The sequence below is a fragment of the Legionella quinlivanii genome (genome assembly GCF_900461555.1).
In the GTDB taxonomy this organism is placed as follows: Bacteria; Pseudomonadota; Gammaproteobacteria; order Legionellales; family Legionellaceae; genus Legionella_C; species Legionella_C quinlivanii.
The window spans coordinates 1,032,361-1,053,266 of the sequence record NZ_UGOX01000001.1 but is presented as its reverse complement, the minus strand read 5'-3'; the positions used below and the strand labels follow the sequence as shown (position 1 = coordinate 1,053,266).

Below are 20,906 nucleotides of genomic sequence, written 5' to 3'. Positions count from 1 at the left end.
AAAGACGGTTTTTGTGTACTTATCTTCATTTATTAACAACGCCGATTTGCTCACGATGATTAGGAGTCCTCCTCCTATAATAAGGTACTCTATTGGGCTTTCCCCCGCATATCAATTTCCCAGACATCCACCACAACATCATTCTCGATAATATAAAAATAATCATGCAGATTAATAGTGGGATCACAATGAGGAACGATTAATTCCAGAACCTCGCCATTTTTCGGCAGCGACTCGCCGGATGAGGAGAAAACACGGCCATGTTCATCACCAAAACCGGCCCAGTCGTATTCCAGATTCGAGCGATTGATGATGACAGGTTTGCAGCAGTCGACATACAAGGCTTTAGTACCCGCATCAACCGTGACATGCGAGCTTTGATTACTGCTGATCACTGTGGTAAGTAATGTCATCGCCGGCAGAAATCTATTGCCGGCAACTGAGCCGATTTCACTATACTGAACATCCATTACGGTATAAGATCCCGGCTGAATCTCGGTAACCTCAGAAGCCTGACAATCAATGTCGAAAGTGCCCGTTCCTGTACCAGTTAAAATCTTACAAGGCAATCCCGCTTTTCTAAATTGATGAACCAGTTCACTAGCCATTTCCATGACGGCGAGTGATTTGTTTTTACGTTCCTCATAAACTGCTATATGTTGTAAATTTCCCGCGTAACATTGGATTCCAGCTAAGCGAAGCCAAGGCATTCGCTGGACAAACTGACCTAATGACAAAGCATCACTGGCATTCACTCCAGTCCGGCCAATGCCGGAATTGATATCAATCAGAACTGATAATACTTTACCGCAGGTTTGAGCAGCCGTATTAAGTTGCTCGATATTCTCTTCATTATCAACCACTATGCATAAATCAGAGCAAAGCTGATGGCATTCCATTAAGCGTTGAATTTTATGCCTGGTAACCACCGGCGATGTAATCAGAATATTAGAAAGTCCTTTAGATGCCAACACCAGAGCTTCACTTACTTTGGCCACGCAAACACCAACCGCGCCATAGTCCATTTGCATCTGTGCCAGCGAAGACGACTTATGTGTTTTACAATGGGGTCTTAAATGAATGCCCTGCTTTATACAATGATCGCGCATCGTCAAAAGATTAAACTCAAGCTTTTGCTTATCAATCAGTAAGCAAGGGGTATCCAACTGAAATTTGTTTAAACCCAATAGCATCGATTTATCCATTTAATCATTTTTTTTTGAGCGGCAAACCCGGCGTTCAATCCATAATGCCAGCATGATTGTCGAGATAACTCCCAAAGCGACTCCATAATTATGCCAGCCGTCGCCCACCAGCTTTAAGGCATCCGGTGAGTGCAACAAGGAGAATGGCACTGCCAGCAAGACATCGACAATGGCCGAACCTGCTACAAGTCCACAGGCCAGAAGAATTCCGATTTGTTTACGTTCCTTCTTTTCTTCCTCATTTATCATTCTGCGTTTTAACGACCATTGAACCAGCATGTAAATCAGGCCGCCTAAAAACAGAGGAAATGAGGATGCAATAGGAAGATACATGCCAATAGCTATACCGAGAATTGATAATCGAATTATGCGATGGATTTTAAACAGTTTATCAATAATAATAATCACCACAATGATAGCACTGCCAATTAACATCATAGCCCAGGGCAAAGTATTCCTGAAAACTGCTTCGGTAATGGCCGCCATTAATGCGGCAGTCGGTGCGGGTAAGGATTGTGCCGGGTCCATTCCTTCATGGGGCATTACACCGGCAATGCCATATACATCAAATAACAGCTGCATGACAGGAGGGATAACTAATGCGGAAACGATAACGCCTAAAAGCAGCATCACCTGTTGACGCCATGGGGTTGCGCCAACCAGCTGGCCCACTTTCAAATCCTGAGTGTTATCATTGGCAATTGCAGCAATACCCGTCACTATGGAACCAATAATGATAGTTATCGCTTCCGCCGCTTTAATCTGATCCTCGGTAAAAGGCAAAGGCAGCATTTTATTGATAAATGTCAATAATACCCAGGCAGCAAATAACATTCCGGCAATCACAACAGAGCTTCCGGGACTGGCAGTGACCCCTACCATTCCTGAAAAATAACCAGTCATTACAGAAAATAAAAATCCCACGATGAGAACGTATAACACAGCTGCGAATGCCAGACCTGGGGCAGAATCCTCTGAAAATCCGACTGCCTCAGTAGGAAAAATATACTGAAAAAAGAAAAACAGGATGCCCGACATCAGCATGATCCCGATTAATAGAAACGGCAAGGGAATATCCCGATCCGTTCGGGGAAGAAAACTATCCTTACGGTTTTTGGTGACAAAGGCATCAAAAGAGACAGCAATACTTTTGGCCAATGGTTTGATAAGCTTCAGAAAAGTCCATACACCAGCGAAAAGCATAGCACCAATTCCTAAATAGCGCATTTCGCTATCCCAGAGAAAAGCCGCTGCCTGCTCAACGGGATATTGGTGTAGAAACTCGGGATAAAATCGACTCACAATTGGCAGAGCAATCAACCAGGATACCACCGAGCCGATAAAAATACTGATAGCCATTTCAAAGCCAACCAGATAACCGGCACCAATCATAGTGGCAGAAAATCCGGCACCGAAACCAAAAAGAGAACGCCTGGCAACAAACCAGACACTCCAACTGCTGGCAATCAGTTTAAAGCCAACCTGCAATAATTCAATTAAGCCGCCAATAGCCCCACCTAAAAAGATGTCGCGGATACCAGAGCTTCTCGAAGATTTTAAAACCTCGGCAATTGCCCGTCCCTCCGGGAATTTCAAAACTGGTTCATTAACCAGAACCCGGCGTAAGGGGATTGAAAAAAGTACTCCCAAAATACCGCCGCAAGCTGCAATCATAAAGTTGTTAATGTAATCAAAATGATGCCAGTAATGTATAATGACTAATGCGGGGATGGTGTAAACGATACCTCCTGCAACAGCCTCACCTGCGGAGGCAGCCGTTTGTACCGCATTATTTTCGAGAATGGTCGCATTTTTAAAAAATCGTAAAATACCCATTGAAATAATAGCGGCAGGAATGGACGCGGAGGTCAATATCCCCAGCTTCAATGCCAGATAGGCATTGGACATAGCCAGTAATACGGTCAGTAATACCGCCAGCAAAATACTGCGGAGTGTTAACTCAGCTATATAGGGCTCTTTTATTTCTTTCACAACAGACTTGGTCATGCATTACCCCAGGCAGCCTTGGCAATTTCCGGTTTCATCCAGGACTTAAGCATTGAGTAGGGAATCAGGACTTTCTGCGGTCCATACACATAGGCTGCAACCTGATAGGTATCAAACACGATCATTACTCCAGACTTGGTGAAATACCAGCTTTTATAATTTTCAGCTGTGGGTTTCGTTCCTTCATTAATCCAGTTTTCATCGGCTTGCCCTTGCTTGACGAAATGATCATGACAGAATTTTGCGATTTGATTGAGTGCGTCACTCTCTGGTTTAAACAGTGAGTTCAGACTGATCTCTTGCCCATTAAAAAAGTTAAATGTTTTAATGCTTTGGGAAGGATGGGCTGCTCCTCTCATATTGCTTGAGACATTAAATAAAAGACTCAAAATACTGGCATTGGAAAACTTGGTTTGGTAATTAATGTACAATCCATTTTTGCCAGGGATATCGGCAGATAAATTATCCTGTTTGTTTATCTCTAAAATGGCTTCCTTCTGCTTACTAATAAAATCCTGAACCGGTTTGTTTATTGTGTTGCTGGCATAGCCCTGAGGGTAATTAATATCCAAAACCAGCTTTTCATCTTCCTGCTTGATAGTGACTGTTTTTACCGATGCCAGTGCGTTAAAAACGCCGCCAGTCATTAGAGTTAATAACATCAGTATTTGTACTATTTTTTTCATAACGACTCCTCTACTGCTTTAACCATTTTCCGCCAATCATTGTGTTATGAGGAAGAGGGTAAGCAAAGTAATAACACAGGGAAGCACTCTCTTTTACTGACCAGCGAACAAGGTCCGCGGAAAAACCAGCGGCAAGTATGCCAGTTTCCTGATGAATACCCAAGGCTTTTGCTGCATTTACTGTAACGGCTTTGAGTACTTCCGGAATGCTTAAGGAAAAGAAACGGCAAGCCATACTCATCATGAGCAATAAAGACGCTGTTGGGGAGGAGCCTGGATTACAATCCGTTGCAATAGCAATATCTACCCCATGCTGGCGCAGAACCTCCACAGGCGGCTTTCTTTTCTCTGCCAGGAAATAGTAGGCACCCGGCAGCAGGACTGCGACCGTACCGTTTTCGCCCAAAGCTTTTGCCCCCTCCTCCTCCAGATATTCAAGATGATCGCAGGATAAAGCCTTCATGCTCGCGGCCAGTCTGCTTGCACCCAAGTTGGAAAGCTGTTCCGCATGGCATCTGAGCGGAATCTTATAGTGATTCGCAGCATTAAATATTTGCTCTGCTTGCGCAAGATTAAATCCAATAGATTCACAAAATACATCGACCGCATCAGCCAATCCCTGGTCTGCCACAGCGGGTAGCACCTCGGCACATAAAAAATCGACATAAGCCTGTGCATTGTGTTTATATTCTATGGGCACTGCATGCGCACCGAGAAAGCTGGTTTTAATCCGCATTCCGCTAAGACCCTGCAGCTGTTTTGCGGCTTTTAGCATTTTAATTTCATTGTCCAGATCAAGGCCATAACCTGATTTGATTTCAATGCTGGTAACCCCCTCTGAACGTAAGGCAAGCAGGCGAGGCAAGGACTGTTCAATCAGTTCTTCCAATGAAGCCTTTCTTGTCTGGGTCACCGTGGAGACAATGCCTCCGCCCTCCCTGGCAATATCCGCATAACTGGCACCTTCCAGCTTTCGCTGAAATTCTCTGGAGCGATCGCCGGCATAGACAAGATGCGTATGGCAATCAATAAGGCCGGGAGTAATCAGCTGCCCCTGACAATCCTCAACCAAGGCTTCGCTGCGCTGAAACTCAACAGGAAGCAATTCATCTTTCCCACACCAGGCAATTTTGTCTTGCGAAATAACGATTGACTGTCCCTCTCTTTCCGAGCCATTAGAATCAAGTATCAAAGCATTTTTTAAAATGGTGAGACTCATATTACTCCCAGTGAGGTACGATATGAGGAGATTTTAACCAGGCAGAGTGATGAACTGTGTCATAAATATCCCACTCTTGCGCGATATATTCCTCTTTAGGAACATCGATTAGCAGCCATGTTAAAAACAGAGCTACTGTAGAGGGTTCAAGCAGTCGCTGTTCAGCCTTCAGGGATTTAAAAAAACTTTGCTTTTCATTTTCCATGTGACTGGCTTCACGAATAATTTCCTGCATAGGCGTATCAATAATACCCGGCATCACACTGGCGAAAGCAACCTCTTTGTCTTCTAATTGCCAGCAGCGCGTCAGCATAGCCAATGCTGCTTTCGAGACGCAATAGCCTGCCCATCCGGCAACTGGAAAATAGGCAGCGCCTGAACCAATATGCAAGACCCGCCCCTGGTTCAGTTTATGATGGAGTAATTGAGATAAAAAAAGCGGCGCATTTACATTAGTCTTAATAAAGCGGTTCCAGTCCTCTTCACTGACAATTTGAACTGGCTCAATCGGTGTAATCACTCCAGCATTGTGCACCAGACCTTCCAAATTGCCCTTAGTCTCTAAATGATCAACGAGACGCTGACGGTCACGGGCCTTAGAGACATCACATTGAAAAAATGAAATCCGTTCTGACAGGCTGGCTGTTGATTCAAGCACATCGATTCGCCGCCCCACAATCAGGACTTCTTTTTGTCGTTCAGTCAGTGCAATAGCCAAGGCACGTCCAATGCCAGTGCCGCCTCCGGTAATTAAAAACATAGTTATCCTTACTGCCAGGCCGCTACTATTCAGGGAATGACAAAATAAACCGCAGCAGCCTCTGTCAATTTTAAATAGAGGAAATGATAACAGGTCTCTGGTTTTGTTAATACTACCTTGAAAGCTCCGATTGAAAGCATTAATTTATTCAGGATCATCTGCGCTGGTTGCGTAAATTGATGAATTGTAAGATAGTAATCTAACCTGTTGATTAAACGTCTGTTGATAATGAAACGATGGATTAATTGAAGCCAAATAGAACAATTAATGATTTTTAAGTTGTGAATTTGTATCCATTCACCGCATTTTGAATCCTTTAGGGGAAAAGCCCTATTTGGTGCACGTGGTGAGTAGTTACGTGAATTTTATTGCAAGGAGTCAATCAATGAACAAATTAGTGTTGTGTGGTAGCGTGTTATCTATACTGTGTGTGACTGTGCATGCCGATAACAAACCTGCTGCTATTTTAACTCAGCCTGTAGCCGCACAAACAACTCAACCGGATACAACTACTCAAAATCAAAACGGTCAAACCAGTCAACCCGCCGCAGCAACCCAAACGCAGAATGGGCAAGCTGCCCAATCTGGAGCTGCCACACAGACTCAAAGTGATCAGACAAGCAGTACCAACCAGACAAAACAGGCGACAACTCCTGCCACAATCAAAACTCAAACCACCACGACCACTACTCAAATACCGAGCCAGACAACGACGACTCAGACAACCCCTGCAGCGAACACAGCGAATCCGGCCAATACTTCCGTGCAACCCACAGTCGTTCCCGCTGGACAAACAACCCAGACCACAACAATTCCTGCTGCTAAGCCTCAGGTCATTGATTGCAATTACCGCATACCTGCAGAGACCACTCAAATTGAGCAATCGCTTGTGATTAAATGGGCAGCAAAAGCATTACAGCAATCATTTGATCTGGACTTTAATACCATTGATCAGCAACTCGCTTCTCTGAAAAATTGCTATACCGATCAGGGTTGGCAGAGTTTCAATGATGCATTGACCAAATCAGGCAACCTGGAAGCCATCAAAGCACAAAAATTAATGGTCAGCAGTATGATCGATGGACAGGAACAAGTTGTAGAGAGTAAAGATAACCAATGGAAAATCACCTTCCCATTGCAGGTGGTCTACCAGAATGACAAAGAAAAGCTGACTCAGCCTCTTTCTGTTTACTTAGTCATTGGACGTAAAATTACAGGTGATCTGGGTATCATGCAGATGATCGCCTCACCCCGGCAAATAGGTTCTGGACAGCAAAGCGCGCCTTCCACCAACCAAACCACTACTACCAGTGGCAATAAAACCTCACAGTAATCAAACCCACCGATTCCCGCCATGCGGGAATCCCTTGGCTCTCACCCAACTTTTTACATGCCTCGGCATTACTTATAAAGAAATGCTTTACAGATTTGTCACGATTTATTACTGCCTATTAATCAGACATTAGTTGATACAAGCCTCACATCTGTGTTATTTTTATAACATATGTTTAAATTTAGAAAAGAAAATGGCCTATCCAAAAATTTCTGCCTTACTGAATAACTGCCCAATGCATTTTCTAACCCCTGAAATTGTTCAGGAGTGCTTGAAACGCGGCAGCGACAGCAGTTATAGCCGTCCTCAGGATGATGTGAACTATGAGCGTCTGAAACAGACGTTTGCAGCTTCCTACCTTGAAGGAAAAGAAATATCCTGGCCAGAACTCGCGAAACTTTTACGGCAATATAATCCTTTCGACCAGCAAATCATCTTGGGACCCGTATTACGTCAATTTATGGCTGACTCAATGAAAGTTGATCACGATTTACCTGCCTTTTTTGAAGATAGAGCCGGATTGGAAGCTTATATACGAAAGATGTCTGAACCTGTTCCCGAATTACAAAATCGCTTTTATTCGGCTAGCCCCGATGAAATTTCAACCTTTGTCGCGGCGCCGTTGGGAATTATGTTTACTTATCACAGAGCCGAGGAATCTCCCAAAACCCTTCCGCATATTGCATTGCAGAATCCGGTTGGACTAATTGACGTCTATCATGAAGGGGGCATTGGCGGGGCAGGCAATGGCGGGCACTGGGAAAGAACTGATAAGAAGCAGGACCGTGTGGATTATGAAAAAGAGGCTGATTCAAGGCTAGGCTCAGTGGTTCGGCTTTTGAAAGATAACCCCAGTGTGACCCGAATGGGTTTGGACATACTCAAACAACACGTTCAGAGGATGTACGAATCAGTGTCAACGGGGCTTGACAGGACAAACGAAATTGAATTCCTCGATTTACTCGCCCTGCAACTATCAAAATATGCGACGCTAATCAATGCGGTTCCCAAAGAAATGGCTATTCAGATTATCAATCCAGAGCCCGGCTCATTATTATTAGAGCTAATCACTCAGGTACCTGATTTTACTGGTGAATACTCCCCTGAAATAGTTGCTTCAGTCAAAAATTGCCTAAGACTTCGGGAACAGGGCAAACCCTATATTTTACAGGGCATCTCCCAGCTGAATGAAATTGTCAATTCACTGATGGAGCCTGTTCAAATACACACACCGGCGACTCAACCAGTCCAAAAGGCAGAAGAGGACGAGTTAATCCGGGTAATGCCGTCCTCCCCTCCCTTGCCAAGGGCTTCTTTTTTTAATAGCAATCCTTCATCCCAACCCGCTCGTTCACAAGACCTCAGTGTGCCAGCGCCTCTTCCTGAGTTAACAGTGATTGATTCACCTTCGCTTCCGCCAGAAGAACACATTCCGTCCAATAGTGGGGAACAGGGTGAAGTCTTAACGGCTCCTGTTTTTGATTTGGAAGTTATCAGCCAGGCTTCTGAATCTGAAAAAGGAGACTCTTCAACCCCGGGTATCCCTGGTCCAATTGGAGATAAATTGGTTCTCGATGAATTTGAAGATTTAATCACAGCAATTAACGCTGCCCTCAGCTTGCCTATTACAGCACAAGCCCTATGCCAGGTTATTAGTTTGGGCAATGAGCTTCAAAACAAAATTGTGGAAACTATCCGGAAAAAAGAGCCCTCTGTGGCTGTCAATCGGGAGAGCGTTGAGGAAGTGCTGACCCAACTCAAATCAATTTATCCAGCCAAACTCCATTTTCAAAATCGGGAGCAGGCGCAAATGTGGCGAGCCTGTGTGCTTGAATTGACAAAGGAATATGCCCCTAAATTATTTCGTTCTGCCAGTCAGGCCAGCACTTTTGGTAATAACCTTGTAAGCCTGCTTGATCTTACCACCGATGTCTATGTGGAAGTCGAATCGCTGACCATGAAATACAGGCATGTAACCGAGGATCTGAATGATCTGGACTATTTTAGCAGTGAATACCAGGCACATCTGGACCTCATTGTGCAGGAACTACCTAAATATCAGAAGGAACTTGATGACTTATCCAAATGTCCTAAAAATTATAAACCGATCGTTACATCAGCAGTAAAATCGGTTATGAACTATATCGAATTGCCTCCTCTCGCCCGTTTAAGAAAACTGCATGAAAACCTAATGGAGGCAATCAATAGCCTGGAACAATTTAAAAATTCAATCGACCCCGAGGATTCAGATCCCCTGAAGCAACAGCAACTCAAAGACTTAGAGGATGCCCTTCTTAAATTTAATGCCTCACAAGCTGAATTGGATGATAGCATTAAGTTCATTCTGGAAACGGGTAATACGCATAATGCAGGCTTGTTGCTCGTTAAATATAGTGATGATTTAAAGAAAACGGTACAAGATACAGTTCTGGACAAACCCTCTTTATCCTCACTGCACAGTACTTTTGAAAAATTTACCCGATTGATACTTAAAATTCTGAGCTTTGGAATCTATGAATATAAATCCAAACCAAGGCAGGCGATTGAGGTACTGGATAGCGATCAGCTGGTGGATATCAGCAGTGGAATAAATGGACCATCAGGAACCTGATGGCTAATTTACAGTATTCTGAAACTTTGGACTCCTTCCTCTATCACCCTGAATTGATTTTCAAGGCATTGTTGGGAGCCCGTGGCTTCAGCATAACGAATCTGCATGATAAAAGGCCGTAATTGATCGTTGCTCAATGTAATTCGCCACTGATGACTTTTGTATTTATTCTTAATCCGAAGGCAGGGAAACTCACCTAAATCCTCAAGCAAATAACAGTATTTTTGTTCCTCATGTCTGATACAGCATGCCGATCTTGATTGCAGCTGATGAAGAATTTCATTAGCTCCCTGATTAAATACTGTACATGTGCTTTTTTTCTGTTTTAGCAATCGGATGGCCTCCTCTTCCAGGAACTGGATTTCGCTTTGAATATGGATCATCTGCCCTAGATTTTTGTAAAATAAAAATAAGGATTCACTTTGAGCCATAACCAGTAAAGCAATAAAATTTAAAATTAATGAAAAAACGATTAGAATCATTCCCTGCGAGCTTTTCATACTGCACGGACTCGCGTCAATAATTCAACGGGTTTGCTTTTTTTTAAAAATAGCATTGTTTTCAGAAAGCAATGGCCCCCCTTTCTAATCAGTTCAGTCTTCATTCCATCAATGATGCCGCTCAATTCTTCTTTTTTATTAAAAGTGTAAAACAGTGCAGGAGAAGTGTAGCTATGGTTTTCTACAGAAAATTGCTCCTGAATCCAGAGCCCTGCATAGACAGGATCAAGATATTGATAAATGAGTGTGCGATCCAGTTCCAGCAACTGGCCAAAAGAATTAAACCTGGCCATTTTCACCAGGCGAGTTTCCGCATGAAAGCAATCAGCAATGACAATTGTCTGTCCCGCTTTTATCGTTTCATTTTTTTCAAGCAGAATGATTTTCCCATTCTCCTCTAACAGGCGTGAAAAGGATTCATTCATCCTCGATAAACGCAATTCCATTTTCCGGTTATCAATGTGTATCGTTTCCAAATCAGGATTTATTAAACTTGCGATATTTGCGCAGGGACTAAAACCTGCACGCTTTGAACTATCCCTAAGCAACTGAACGAGCATCTGCACATCATTTTCTTTCTCAAGCAGATTTTGACTGTGACGGTATTGTTGCCGGGTGTTAATGTATTGCTGGTTGAGAACCATTAATAACAGACTTGATAAAAATAAACTGATTAGCAACTCAACGAGACTTATTCCTTGCTGAAAGCGCATAAAGGGCCACCTTCTTCCTGCTGGTTGACACGGATAATGAATTGAGAAAATTGGTCAAGCGACTCATTGAGCCGATGTGAGCTCTGCCAAAGTGCTGAGATAAGACCCAGCGCTCCTGCTCCAACCAAAAAAAGGGCAATAAGCACTTCGATCAAAGAAAATCCCTTGTATATTTCCATTTACGTTCCCGGGGTCAAACTTGCATGGAGAGAGTATCTCTTTCAGCCCTCTTGTTCAATATTTTTTATAAGAAGACTTAATAATTTGGGTTTTACCGCATATCCAGCCCAAACTGGCAATGAGATAGCTAAGCGACCTTAAGTGCCAATATTTTGTCCATATCGAACAACATACCCTGCTCTTCAATATCCTGAGTAAAATCATATTCCCCATGTAAATTGACATAATGCCAGATTAAAGTTGATCCATTGCGAATGATGGCTAGTAGTGCTTTCCTGCTTGCTTCATCCTCTAACAGAGCCAATTTTTGCGAAAGGTATAGCTCATTCCATAATACAATTGCATTCTGGATTAAGCGTTGGCAACCAACAACCATTTCTTGTTCCTCCTTGCTGCTGTATTGAATTTCCTGGTTGTTACCAAACAGAATGGCTTTTGAGAATTTATTCGATAGCTCAATACGATTTAACTGTTTTTCAACAGACTGTCGTAATTCCACATCATCAATATAGCGAAGAATAAATAGACTTTTAATAATCCGTCCAAATTCCTTGATGGCACAGTACAATGGATGTTGTTTAGAATATGAACTGAGACGCTTGAACAGTTGCGATGCCGTTGTGGCTTTAAGTTTAATCGTAACCATCAAACGCAAAATATCATCCCAATGGGTTTTAATTAAATCAGTGTCAATATAGCGATGCGGGAGTATTTTATATCCTCTGGTTTCATAGGTGCTTCTGGAGTTAAAGCTGTATAGGGTGGCTTTCTTCAGACCTTTAATTCTGGGTGCAAAATAAATCCCAAGCATGTTCAATATCCCAAAAATTGCTTCAGAATAACCATGTGTATCAGTGGAATGGATTGTGCTCTTGATCGAAAGATTATGTAATAATCCATCAGCGACATAGGCTGCTTCTCGTTCAGAACTACTGATGGACATAGTATAAAACAGGCGGTTTAGCTCATCAATAAAGCTGTAAAGTGAAGATCCTGAGCCGCTTCCAAAGTATTTGAATGATTTATTGGCGTTCAATGACTCAACAACTACGCTGACTTTTCGTCCATCGCTGGATGTATGTAATTCACCAGGATTTTTTTGATAGATGCTGGCTAATGATAGCTTGCCGAGCAGATCAAGAATGCATCGATTTGCTGCATTAATATTATCAAGACTCATGTGCCAGTTTACAAAGTTTTCCAGGGCATCTTCCGTAATTCCTTTGGAGACATTGGCCATCTTGCTGATACCTATGTTGCATCCCATTCCTAAAATCGCTGCATAAAATATGGATGTTTTGGGCAGGATCTTCTTGTCTTTAACGCTGTGATGGCGAAAGCAATCAAGGTAACCAGTTAACCGCTGAATATCACTCAATATTTTTAGTACCGATGTATATTTCTGATCAGCAAACAGAGAAGATACTGACTGCGTATTTATTTTTTCGACTTTGGGTGTTGCCAGCACCATTCGTCCCTTTGAATCAAATTTGATGTGAGGATTTTTGTCTGCCTTGATACGGCGATTAGTTTTATGGTATGCCCCATGGAGCTTTTTTTGAAGGGTTTCCATTAATTGATCAATGTCTGCAAAATCGAGTAACTCTGCTTCTTCCAGTAACCTGTCCCTGTTAGCCTGCCAATGTTCTTTGGGGTGTAAATAATTTTCCAGTGACAGATAGCGATAGGCTGGCTTCAGACTGATAACACCCGCTTTTAAAGCATCGGCCGTATAAAAATACAGCAACACCTTATAAAGGGAGATCCTGAATTTACCTTCACTGGAATAAAGTGCAGCCTGTTCATTTTCAGATAAAAAGCTGACTGGCGCCTCTTTCCCCACATTACCTATTTTGGCCTGATAGTGTTTTATGGCTACCAAAATGGCAGGAATATCCTGATTTTGCGGAATATCAAATGCAATATTGCGCAAAATATCAGCCACTCTGTTCTGTAATTTAAGGGATAAATCCTCCAGGATCTGGTAATAGTTTTGTGCGTTCATCTCATCGAGTGCCTGTTTTGTACATTTATCCAGTTTTGGTTCCGGTGGATGGATTTCCAGGTGTTGGTGATAGTCCTCCAGCAGTTGCCTGATTTGCTGAACCTTCTCCGAATCACTTAATACAGGTGATGTTGCCAGCTTTTCAATTTTTTTTAGTTGAGCCTTATAGGATATTCTTGCATCTGATAATAATTGCAGGGTTTCCTTTTGCTGGTCTTTCTGTTTAAAGATGTGTTCCTTTTCATTTTTCGTAGCGGCGTTTTCCGTTGCCTTCACACAGTTCAGTAAAATATCTGCAAAAATATCCTGTCTTAACTGATACTGATGAACCAGAAAACAGATTATATGGAGATAGCGTTTATCGGATTGAAGCTGATTAATCTGAAACAGACTGGCCTTGCGGACCCAGGTTGCATAATGCTTGATTGTATCATTGTGCGGATTTAGTCTGTCCAGCAAGGGGGTGATACTATTATATAGGCCTTGGATTAGTTGATAATCTTCGACACTTTCCTTGATTTCCTTTGGTTTTCTTGAGTGACTAATGGTTTTAAGTCTGGCAATGGTTGAAGACTCAGCATCATCTATTTTTAGAAGAGCATCCATACTGATTTTGTGATCATCGGATAATTGATCCTCAATCATATTAATCAGATGTTTATCATAATCACTGATTATCTCTGTGATGCTCAGGGCAAATCGATTATAGCGAGGGATCTCAATACGCCTGGCTTTCAGAAGATCGAATACATCCTGTAAAATCTGTTTTGGTGGGTAACGACGGGCAACGCGATCATGGATGCTCTCCCTGAACAATGTTTTTGCCTCTTCATCAAAGGGTTTTATCTCCAGATATTCACGGATTATCCGTTTGTGGTAATTAAACGTCCGCTGATTATATTTTTTTAGTTGCACTTCAGTGTTGTCAAAGCTGTATTGCTGGCATATGGCCTTGAGATCAGACTCATAAAATTGTCTTGGCTGGTAGAATCGCGCTCCTGCCAGGCAATACCCAAACAATAAAATAAATCCAGCTTTATTGGTGACGCTATCCACGCTTTTCAGCCAGACTGCTAACTCTGGTGGTAAACAAAAATAATTATTTTGTTCATCAGGGGAAAAATTTGGCGGACTATTAAAAATAATTTGTTCTGCAGGCGTCTGTATTTCAAGCTTTGCCATTAAGGCACATCCGGGGCATCAAATTTAATTCTTTTAACGCTCGTTTTAGTGAGCGATAAATTATATCATTAAGGTGCATTATAAACGATGAATAATATAATGGTGTTAAGCATGAAAAATACATTAATACAAAAACCAGTAAAAAATAGGTGATATCAGCATGATTTATGGATATGTTCGGGTGAGTACTCAGGATCAGAGTGTCGAAAGTCAGAAAAACAGTATCAGCCGTTATTGCATTGAACAAAAGCTCATGGTTGACGAATGGATTGAATTGGAAATGTCCTCGCGCAAGTCAACTGCTATGCGCCGAATCGATGAATTGCTGGATAAATTATCACTCGATGATGTGGTTATTGCTTCTGAATTATCAAGGCTTGGCCGTTCAATTAAAGAAACTCTAAATACCATAGAAACGATCACTCAAGACAAACAAGCAAGATTAATCCTGATCAAGCAAAATCTGGATTTAAATCCCACTGCTAAAAACAATATGGCTAATAAGGTACTTATTACTATCTTTTCAATGCTTGCGGAGCTAGAAAGAGATTTCATTTCAGAGCGTACAAAAGAAGGGTTACGCGCTCGAGTTGCAAAAGGTATCAAGCTGGGTAAACCAAAAGGAGTAATACAAGCCTCCATGTATGACAAAGATAAAGAAAAAATCTTACACCTTTATCAATTAGGTGTTCCCATTCGTAAAATTATTGCAACCCATTTGGGTTATGGTAAGTATTTGTCGCTAAAAGCGTTTATTAATAAATCGAAGCGAGGAGTTTAAATGTTTCACAATATATCAGCTGCAATCGTAGAACGAATGAACGATTTGGAAAATAGAGATCGTGAAGAAATGTCTGGTCAAATCGATATCAAGCATTTTGATAAATTACGCCAAATCCCTCCTGAAACTGGGCGATTCATTAGTTTACTTGCAGCAACGAGTTCGTCTAAGGGGCAATGGATAGAGATAGGTACAAGCGCTGGATATTCAACCTTATGGTTAGCGTTAGCATGCAAACATTTAGAAACTAAAATAACAACGTTTGAATTAGATCAACAAAAAATCACATTGGCAAAGGAAACATTCGCTTCAGCCCAGGTGGAGCAATATGTCGAACTAGTGCAAGGCAATGTATTTGATTATTTGCCAAATTATAAGGATCTATCTTTGTGCTTTCTTGATACAGAAAAAGAACTTTATGCCGACTGTTATGATATCGTTATTCCCAATATGGTGTCTGGTGGCATCTTAATGGCAGATAATGTGATTTCTCATCAATCGGATCTTCAACCAATGATTGATCGTGCACTGGAAGATAAAAGAGTTGATTCTTTAGTGGTACCAATTGGGCAAGGCATACTTTTATGTAGAAAGTTGTAACAAATAGCTCGTAGCTACTACTCAGTCACGCCTCGTGCATAGTCATTGCCAGTTTGGGCTGGATATGCGGGAAAACCCAATAATTCTCAGATCCTCTTTGCTCTGTATTAAACTTATTAAATGAGTAGGACAATATAATTTCGGTGTGGCTATATTTTATCAGGAGAGTATATTTTGCTGACAGTACTATTCGTGCAGGCTGCGTATACAAGTTGCAATTCAAGCTTACTTGGGTAAATATATTTTCTTGGGCATGAAAAAGGAGAGTCTTTTGGCCTGTGATTTTTTCTCACTTCCTCATCCAGGAATCAAAACGCTTAATCCCTATGTGCCGGGTAAGTCTATTGAGGAGCTTACTCGCGAACTAGGGATTGAAAATATCATCAAACTAGCCAGTAATGAGAACCCACTGGGTTGCAGCCCGCATGTCCGGGATGTACTTGAAAAGCTAAGCAATACAACTATCGCGACTTACCCTAGTCCAGGTATCCATCCATTGAGAAAAGAACTGGCCAATCATTTGGGCATTGAAGAAGCTATGCTGACCTTATCCAATGGTTCCGATTTGCTTTTTAACACTGTGATGGTTGCATTTGCCCTGCACAGCGGAAAAAAGATTTTAACGCATCAGCACGCCTTTATTTCTTATCAGATTCAGGCTCAAACTTTAGGGATCCCGACTTCAATATGCCCGGCGCTTAATGAGTGGGAAGTCAATATTGATGGATTAATCGAACGCGCATCGATTAATACTGCGCTGATCTTTATTGCAAATCCCAATAATCCTACTGGTTTGCTGCTTGATTTGAAGGAAATCGAACGCTTAATGGCTTCAATTCCAAGCTCAACCATAGTTGTTCTTGATGAGGCCTACTATGAATTTGCTTATTCAGCCAGACAACCCGGCGCACTTCAATTTTTAAATCAATACCCCAATTTAATAATTACCCGTACGTTTTCTAAAGCCTATGGGCTGGCGGGTCTTCGCCTAGGCTATGCGATAGCCCATCCTGACATAATTCAGTTGCTATTGCGCGTCCAACTACCCTTTGCAGTTAACCAGGTCGCAATGCAGGCAGGCATTGAGGCGCTTGCTGATCAGAGCTTTGTTGCAGAAACCTTAAGTGTGAATGCGCAGGGTATGGAGCAACTGGCCGCAGGATTTAGTGATTTGGGCTTGCCCTGTCTGCCTTCTGCCTGTAATTTTTTAACGATAGATTGTAAGCAAAACGCATTACCAGTTTACCAATCTCTGCTTGAGCATGGTATTATCGTAAGGCCGCTTGTTCCTTATGCATTACCAAATCATCTAAGAATAAGTATTGGCACAAAAGAACAGAATGCACGTCTGCTTGCTACATTACCGACATGTTTATCAGCCAATAAGGAGACTTTATGACTAATGATTTGCGTCAAAAACATTGTGAGTCCTGTGAAGGAATCGGGCAAACCCTTAATGCGGAACAAATCCTGAATTTACTTTCCCAATTGCATGAAAGATGGCAGGTTGTTAATGAGCATCAGGCGATTAAACGTTCTTTCTCTTTCGATAATTTCTATGAAACAATGGCTTTTGTCAATGCCGTTGCCTGGATAGCGAATGTAGAAAACCACCACCCGGATCTTGAGGTCGGTTATAATTATTGCCATATAACCTTTATGACCCATGCTTTAAATGGTTTAACTGCCAATGATTTTATCTGTGCCGCCAAAATAGACGGTCTTCTGGCTGAATAGCTTGTTTTAACACGCAGCTCCTCTACGCTGGTTCAATGACAACGTTGAGAGAGCATTGCGCGAACTATACGCAATGCCTCTACTCTTAAGCCCCTATTCCAGCGTTTGAAAAACAAGGAATGTCTTCTTCATCCGGTGGAAAAGGCTCATCTTTTAAATGCGAACTGAGCAATAAGACCAATGGTAAGAGTAAAATCAGCATCCCTATTTTTTTCATAAAAATTCTCGTAAATTGTTCAGACAAATCCCCTTTTATCTGAAGAGAAAGTGACTGAACTGATGTATCCATGAATTAGCCATCCCTGATGTATAATTGCGTCATTCCCGCGCGGCTTTTGCGTACTAGAAACGAATCAAACTATCTTGTCGTCTTTGCGAACAAAGTGAAGCAATCCAGATCAAACTTGAAACAAACTTGGAAGCTGCTTCGCTAACGCTCGCAAAGACGTTTTTTGTGCACCCGTCTTCATTTATGCAACAAACCCTGCGCGGAAATGATAAAATAGTTCGCAACCGCGCTACTGTGGGCTCATAGAGACTGATGCGCCCTCCTCCTGATTTAAGACTGGTGCAGCCAGCATTGCTTCTTCCATCAGCTTAAAAAAGCTGAGCTTTCTTCTCGCAGGTATTTGCTCGCCTGAGTTCCTTTCGCTGTCTGATTCCGGAGCATTTATATGGTCCTCGAGCTTATTCATCTTGCTTTGTCGCAACCATTCTTGTTTCTCTGCGGCAATCAGCTTTGACAGCGTCTTGTCTTTTGCCCCCGCAAAGCAATCTCTCCCGCATAATGTCTGAGCAAGTCCATGAGCGGCGGCGGGTTTACTGAAAATATGAGTTAAATTATCCTGAGTAAGCTTTTGGGCGGCCTTTAAATACAGACATCCTTGCAGAATCGATTTCACATGGCTCGACTCCCTGATAATACGCTCCAGATTTTCTGGATTTAATAAACTCTCCTTTTTCTCTGTCGATGGCGCATTTTCACTCCCGGATAATCTTTCTAAAAGCCTCGCAAGATAAGGGAGATCTTTTTTAAATGCTCCAAACTCTGGAATATATTTTTCGGTTAATAGATTATTGCTCTTGAGCGCTTCGGCAATCCTGATTATCGCCCCACTATGCTCTGGATGAGCGAACATGAGGTCTAAAAGAGGTTTTCGTAGGGTATCTTCACTGCACAGTGTAAAAAGACCTGGCAGTGCCTTATTTAGCTCAGCACTGTGCTGCCCACTCTTGCAAGCCAATGCCAGATAAGGTTTGATATCCCATTTTTCGCTGTTAGAAAGCTCAATCATCTTTTTAATTAAGGTATCAACCTCATCAATTGCCGTTCTTTCAATCTCAAATAGTGTTTCTGTATCAAGCTCGAGTTGAGCCTGGTTCAAAGTTGCCCGCAGATTTAAATATTTTATGAATAGAACATCCGCAGCCGCATGATTAAGAAATGCCCCAAATCTTGAAATATATTCTTCGGTTATTAAATCATTGCTCTTAAGCGCCTCGGCGATCTTCACCGCCGCCGCACTGTGTTCAGGATGAGCGAATATGAGGTCTAAAAGGGATTTACGGAGGGAATCTTCAATGCTCAGTGCAAAAAGATCTGCAAGAGCTTTATGTAATTCAACACTATGCTTCCCGCTTTTACAAGCTTGTGTCAGATACGGTTTGATATCCCATTTTTCATTGTTGGAAAGTTCAATCATCTTTTTAATTAAGGCTTCAACGTCCACTATTTCCGATCGATCAATTCCAAAAAGAACAGCTGGATCAAGCTCAAGCTCTGCTTTACTCAAAATGATTTGTAGTTCCATATATTTTGCAAAGAGGACATCGGGGACCGCATTCTTGAAAGCATAATCGTAAAATTCCGATAATTTCTCAGGATCAGGGATAGCCTGGGCAATTTCACCTGCTAATAATACAAAAGCAGTGGGACAGGCTTTATTATTAAGATCAATGAGCTTATCAGCTAATTTTGAGGCCCTCGTTGGATATGTTGCGCACAGAAGCGTAACATCTTCAGTTAATGTCCCTTTTTTTTCCAGTTTGGTAAGAACTGTAAAGTGTCCAAAAGCCAGATTGGCCATTTCCCAAAAAGCAACAAGGCTGCTGTTATAATCCGCTTTTGGATCGGGAAATTTCTTTCCTGACAACTTCTTCTGATGATCAACGGCAGCCAGTTTAGCCTCCAGTTCTATCAGCTCAACTTCATGAGGCTTCAGTTTGGTAAGCAGTAATTCGGCCAATTTATGTATTTGTTGAGAGGTCAAATCCACATTGTCCTTAATTGAGTTAACAAACTCACTAAGGGCTGCCATTTTTTTTTCGCTCTTGAACAAGTATCTTACAACACCTACATTGTCGTAATAGTTTTTGGTATATTGTTCCAAATCAGCTTTTTTCATCTGAGGTCCCATCCTAGGTTATTAAGAATAATATACTCCTCCAGCGATTGAGATCACCCATTTTTATGGGCGATCATCGAGCTCTTTGCGCTGAGAAGGCAGGAAGTCTTTTCTGTCAAGGCCCATCATAACAGCCAGGGCACCTGCTACATAAATGGAAGAATAAGTACCCACTAAAATACCGATAATTAATGCCAGAGCGAAACCATGAATCGTTTCTCCACCGTAAACAAAAAGAGCGACCACAACGAATAAAGTCAATAAAGAGGTCATGATTGTTCTGGATAGAGTCTGATTGATAGAAATATTCATAATTTCCAACGGACTGGCTCTGCGAATTTTAATAAAATTCTCGCGAACCCTGTCAAATACGACAATCGTATCATTGAGGGAGTAGCCGATTACCGCCAATAACCCAGCCAGGGCCTTGAGGTCAAACTCAATACCGAACAGAGCGAACACGCCGAGAATTAACACCGGGTCGTGAATCAGGGCAACCGCTGAGCTCACTGCCAGGCGATATTCAAATCGCATTGCAATATAAATCATAGTCGCTAACAAGGAAACGACAATTGCCAGCGCACCTTTGGTAGCCAGCTCCTCTCCCACCTGCGGTCCTACAAAATCCACGCGCTGTTTCGTGGCCCCAGGTAATTGCGACATGACCTTATCAACCAGCACCGACTGTTCCATATCGGCTCTTGGAGCAATGCTGATTAATACATCTTTTGATGTGCCATAGCTAACGACCTGCGCTTCTTTAAAACCCACTTTATAAAGATTATCGCGGATTTGGTTTAAATCCGCCGCTTGCGCATAAGAGACTTCAATTTGCGTTCCACCAGTGAAATCAAGGCCCCATTTCAAGCCATTAACAATCAGGGCACCTATCGATATTATAAAAATGAGAGCCGAGAAGATCGCTGTCCATTTCCTGGCTCCCATGAAATCGACATTTGAATTTGGATTAAAAAATTCCATC

At 42.1% G+C, this 20,906-nt stretch carries 18 protein-coding genes; 6 read left to right on the top strand and 12 right to left on the bottom strand.

The genetic code is table 11. The annotated features are described in order from the left end of the window. Positions 1-89 precede the first annotated feature (89 nt). From DYH61_RS04455 to DYH61_RS04435, 5 genes are read right to left on the bottom strand one after another with little or no spacing between them, the layout of a single operon-like run. Positions 90-1,205, bottom strand: a complete 1,116-nt coding sequence (locus DYH61_RS04455) for a DSD1 family PLP-dependent enzyme (RefSeq protein WP_083499295.1) — start codon at positions 1,203-1,205, stop codon at positions 90-92. Then, complete coding sequence (locus DYH61_RS04450; protein WP_058508850.1) at positions 1,206-3,212, bottom strand: OPT family oligopeptide transporter; 2,007 nt, start codon at positions 3,210-3,212, stop codon at positions 1,206-1,208. After that, entirely contained in the window at positions 3,209-3,898 is a 690-nt protein-coding gene (locus DYH61_RS04445) for a DUF3298 and DUF4163 domain-containing protein (protein ID WP_058508851.1), read from the bottom strand. The genes DYH61_RS04450 and DYH61_RS04445 overlap by 4 nt, the downstream gene beginning before the upstream one ends. Positions 3,899-3,908: 10 nt before the next feature. Further along, positions 3,909-5,117 carry an imidazolonepropionase gene (gene hutI, locus DYH61_RS04440; protein ID WP_058508852.1) on the bottom strand — a complete coding sequence of 403 codons (1,209 nt, stop codon included), beginning with the start codon at positions 5,115-5,117 and terminating at the stop codon, positions 3,909-3,911. 1 nt (position 5,118) lies between these two features. Then, positions 5,119-5,877 (bottom strand): SDR family NAD(P)-dependent oxidoreductase, encoded by a 759-nt coding sequence (locus DYH61_RS04435; RefSeq protein ID WP_058508853.1) that lies wholly within the window; start codon positions 5,875-5,877, stop codon positions 5,119-5,121. A 385-nt stretch (positions 5,878-6,262) separates the two neighbouring features. Here DYH61_RS04435 and DYH61_RS04430 point away from each other — a divergent pair, with 385 nt between their 5' ends. Together DYH61_RS04430 and DYH61_RS04425 are read left to right on the top strand one after the other, a co-directional pair. Further along, positions 6,263-7,210 carry a DotI/IcmL family type IV secretion protein gene (locus DYH61_RS04430; RefSeq protein WP_058508854.1) on the top strand — a complete coding sequence of 316 codons (948 nt, stop codon included), beginning with the start codon at positions 6,263-6,265 and terminating at the stop codon, positions 7,208-7,210. Positions 7,211-7,403: 193 nt separating this feature from the next. Further along, positions 7,404-9,821: a hypothetical protein gene (locus DYH61_RS04425; RefSeq protein ID WP_058508855.1), complete on the top strand. Its 2,418-nt coding sequence runs from the start codon at positions 7,404-7,406 to the stop codon at positions 9,819-9,821. Between the two features lie 8 nt (positions 9,822-9,829). Here DYH61_RS04425 and DYH61_RS04420 read toward each other — a convergent pair whose 3' ends face one another. The 4 genes from DYH61_RS04420 to DYH61_RS04405 all read right to left on the bottom strand — a co-directional run bounded on the left by DYH61_RS04420 (position 9,830) and on the right by DYH61_RS04405 (position 14,401). Beyond that, positions 9,830-10,321: a hypothetical protein gene (locus DYH61_RS04420; protein ID WP_058508856.1), complete on the bottom strand. Its 492-nt coding sequence runs from the start codon at positions 10,319-10,321 to the stop codon at positions 9,830-9,832. Continuing rightward, a complete protein-coding gene (locus DYH61_RS04415; protein WP_058508857.1) occupies positions 10,318-11,034 on the bottom strand; it encodes a prepilin-type N-terminal cleavage/methylation domain-containing protein in 717 nt (238 codons plus the stop codon). The genes DYH61_RS04420 and DYH61_RS04415 overlap by 4 nt, the downstream gene beginning before the upstream one ends. Beyond that, on the bottom strand, positions 11,013-11,213 hold the full coding sequence (locus tag DYH61_RS04410; protein ID WP_058508858.1) for a type IV pilus modification PilV family protein: 201 nt from the start codon (positions 11,211-11,213) through the stop codon (positions 11,013-11,015). Before DYH61_RS04410 ends, DYH61_RS04415 begins: the two co-directional genes overlap by 22 nt. Positions 11,214-11,341: 128 nt before the next feature. Further along, on the bottom strand, positions 11,342-14,401 hold the full coding sequence (locus DYH61_RS04405; RefSeq protein ID WP_058508859.1) for a Tn3 family transposase: 3,060 nt from the start codon (positions 14,399-14,401) through the stop codon (positions 11,342-11,344). Between the two features lie 160 nt (positions 14,402-14,561). Between DYH61_RS04405 and DYH61_RS04400 the strand changes: the two genes are divergently transcribed. The 4 genes from DYH61_RS04400 to DYH61_RS04385 all read left to right on the top strand — a co-directional run bounded on the left by DYH61_RS04400 (position 14,562) and on the right by DYH61_RS04385 (position 17,519). Continuing rightward, positions 14,562-15,182: a recombinase family protein gene (locus DYH61_RS04400; protein WP_058508860.1), complete on the top strand. Its 621-nt coding sequence runs from the start codon at positions 14,562-14,564 to the stop codon at positions 15,180-15,182. Beyond that, positions 15,183-15,782, top strand: a complete 600-nt coding sequence (locus tag DYH61_RS04395) for an O-methyltransferase (RefSeq protein WP_058508861.1) — start codon at positions 15,183-15,185, stop codon at positions 15,780-15,782. It abuts the gene before it with no gap. Positions 15,783-16,053: 271 nt separating this feature from the next. Then, on the top strand, positions 16,054-17,181 hold the full coding sequence (gene hisC, locus DYH61_RS04390; RefSeq protein ID WP_058508862.1) for a histidinol-phosphate transaminase: 1,128 nt from the start codon (positions 16,054-16,056) through the stop codon (positions 17,179-17,181). After that, positions 17,178-17,519, top strand: a complete 342-nt coding sequence (locus tag DYH61_RS04385) for a 4a-hydroxytetrahydrobiopterin dehydratase (protein ID WP_058508863.1) — start codon at positions 17,178-17,180, stop codon at positions 17,517-17,519. Before hisC ends, DYH61_RS04385 begins: the two co-directional genes overlap by 4 nt. Positions 17,520-17,604: 85 nt before the next feature. Here the strand turns inward: DYH61_RS04385 and DYH61_RS04380 are convergent, their stop codons facing one another. From DYH61_RS04380 to secF, 3 genes are all read right to left on the bottom strand, one after another. Continuing rightward, positions 17,605-17,808 (bottom strand): hypothetical protein, encoded by a 204-nt coding sequence (locus DYH61_RS04380; RefSeq protein ID WP_058508864.1) that lies wholly within the window; start codon positions 17,806-17,808, stop codon positions 17,605-17,607. Positions 17,809-18,037: 229 nt separating this feature from the next. Beyond that, complete coding sequence (locus tag DYH61_RS04375) at positions 18,038-19,924, bottom strand: hypothetical protein (RefSeq protein ID WP_133129108.1); 1,887 nt, start codon at positions 19,922-19,924, stop codon at positions 18,038-18,040. A 63-nt stretch (positions 19,925-19,987) separates the two neighbouring features. Beyond that, positions 19,988-20,905 (bottom strand): protein translocase subunit SecF, encoded by a 918-nt coding sequence (gene secF / locus DYH61_RS04370; RefSeq protein ID WP_058508866.1) that lies wholly within the window; start codon positions 20,903-20,905, stop codon positions 19,988-19,990. Position 20,906 lies beyond the last annotated feature (1 nt).

Bases quoted from the DNA above. Each gene is read 5' to 3' on its own strand.
- DYH61_RS04455 (WP_083499295.1), bottom strand. From the start codon at position 1,205: ATGGATAAATCGATGCTATTGGGTTTAAACAAATTTCAGTTGGATACC.
- DYH61_RS04450 (WP_058508850.1), bottom strand. From the start codon at position 3,212: ATGACCAAGTCTGTTGTGAAAGAAATAAAAGAGCCCTATATAGCTGAG.
- DYH61_RS04445 (WP_058508851.1), bottom strand. From the start codon at position 3,898: ATGAAAAAAATAGTACAAATACTGATGTTATTAACTCTAATGACTGGC.
- hutI (WP_058508852.1), bottom strand. From the start codon at position 5,117: ATGAGTCTCACCATTTTAAAAAATGCTTTGATACTTGATTCTAATGGC.
- DYH61_RS04435 (WP_058508853.1), bottom strand. From the start codon at position 5,877: ATGTTTTTAATTACCGGAGGCGGCACTGGCATTGGACGTGCCTTGGCT.
- DYH61_RS04430 (WP_058508854.1), top strand. From the start codon at position 6,263: ATGAACAAATTAGTGTTGTGTGGTAGCGTGTTATCTATACTGTGTGTG.
- DYH61_RS04425 (WP_058508855.1), top strand. From the start codon at position 7,404: ATGGCCTATCCAAAAATTTCTGCCTTACTGAATAACTGCCCAATGCAT.
- DYH61_RS04420 (WP_058508856.1), bottom strand. From the start codon at position 10,321: ATGAAAAGCTCGCAGGGAATGATTCTAATCGTTTTTTCATTAATTTTA.
- DYH61_RS04415 (WP_058508857.1), bottom strand. From the start codon at position 11,034: ATGCGCTTTCAGCAAGGAATAAGTCTCGTTGAGTTGCTAATCAGTTTA.
- DYH61_RS04410 (WP_058508858.1), bottom strand. From the start codon at position 11,213: ATGGAAATATACAAGGGATTTTCTTTGATCGAAGTGCTTATTGCCCTT.
- DYH61_RS04405 (WP_058508859.1), bottom strand. From the start codon at position 14,401: ATGGCAAAGCTTGAAATACAGACGCCTGCAGAACAAATTATTTTTAAT.
- DYH61_RS04400 (WP_058508860.1), top strand. From the start codon at position 14,562: ATGATTTATGGATATGTTCGGGTGAGTACTCAGGATCAGAGTGTCGAA.
- DYH61_RS04395 (WP_058508861.1), top strand. From the start codon at position 15,183: ATGTTTCACAATATATCAGCTGCAATCGTAGAACGAATGAACGATTTG.
- DYH61_RS04385 (WP_058508863.1), top strand. From the start codon at position 17,178: ATGACTAATGATTTGCGTCAAAAACATTGTGAGTCCTGTGAAGGAATC.
- DYH61_RS04380 (WP_058508864.1), bottom strand. From the start codon at position 17,808: ATGGATACATCAGTTCAGTCACTTTCTCTTCAGATAAAAGGGGATTTG.
- DYH61_RS04375 (WP_133129108.1), bottom strand. From the start codon at position 19,924: ATGAAAAAAGCTGATTTGGAACAATATACCAAAAACTATTACGACAAT.
- secF (WP_058508866.1), bottom strand. From the start codon at position 20,905: ATGGAATTTTTTAATCCAAATTCAAATGTCGATTTCATGGGAGCCAGG.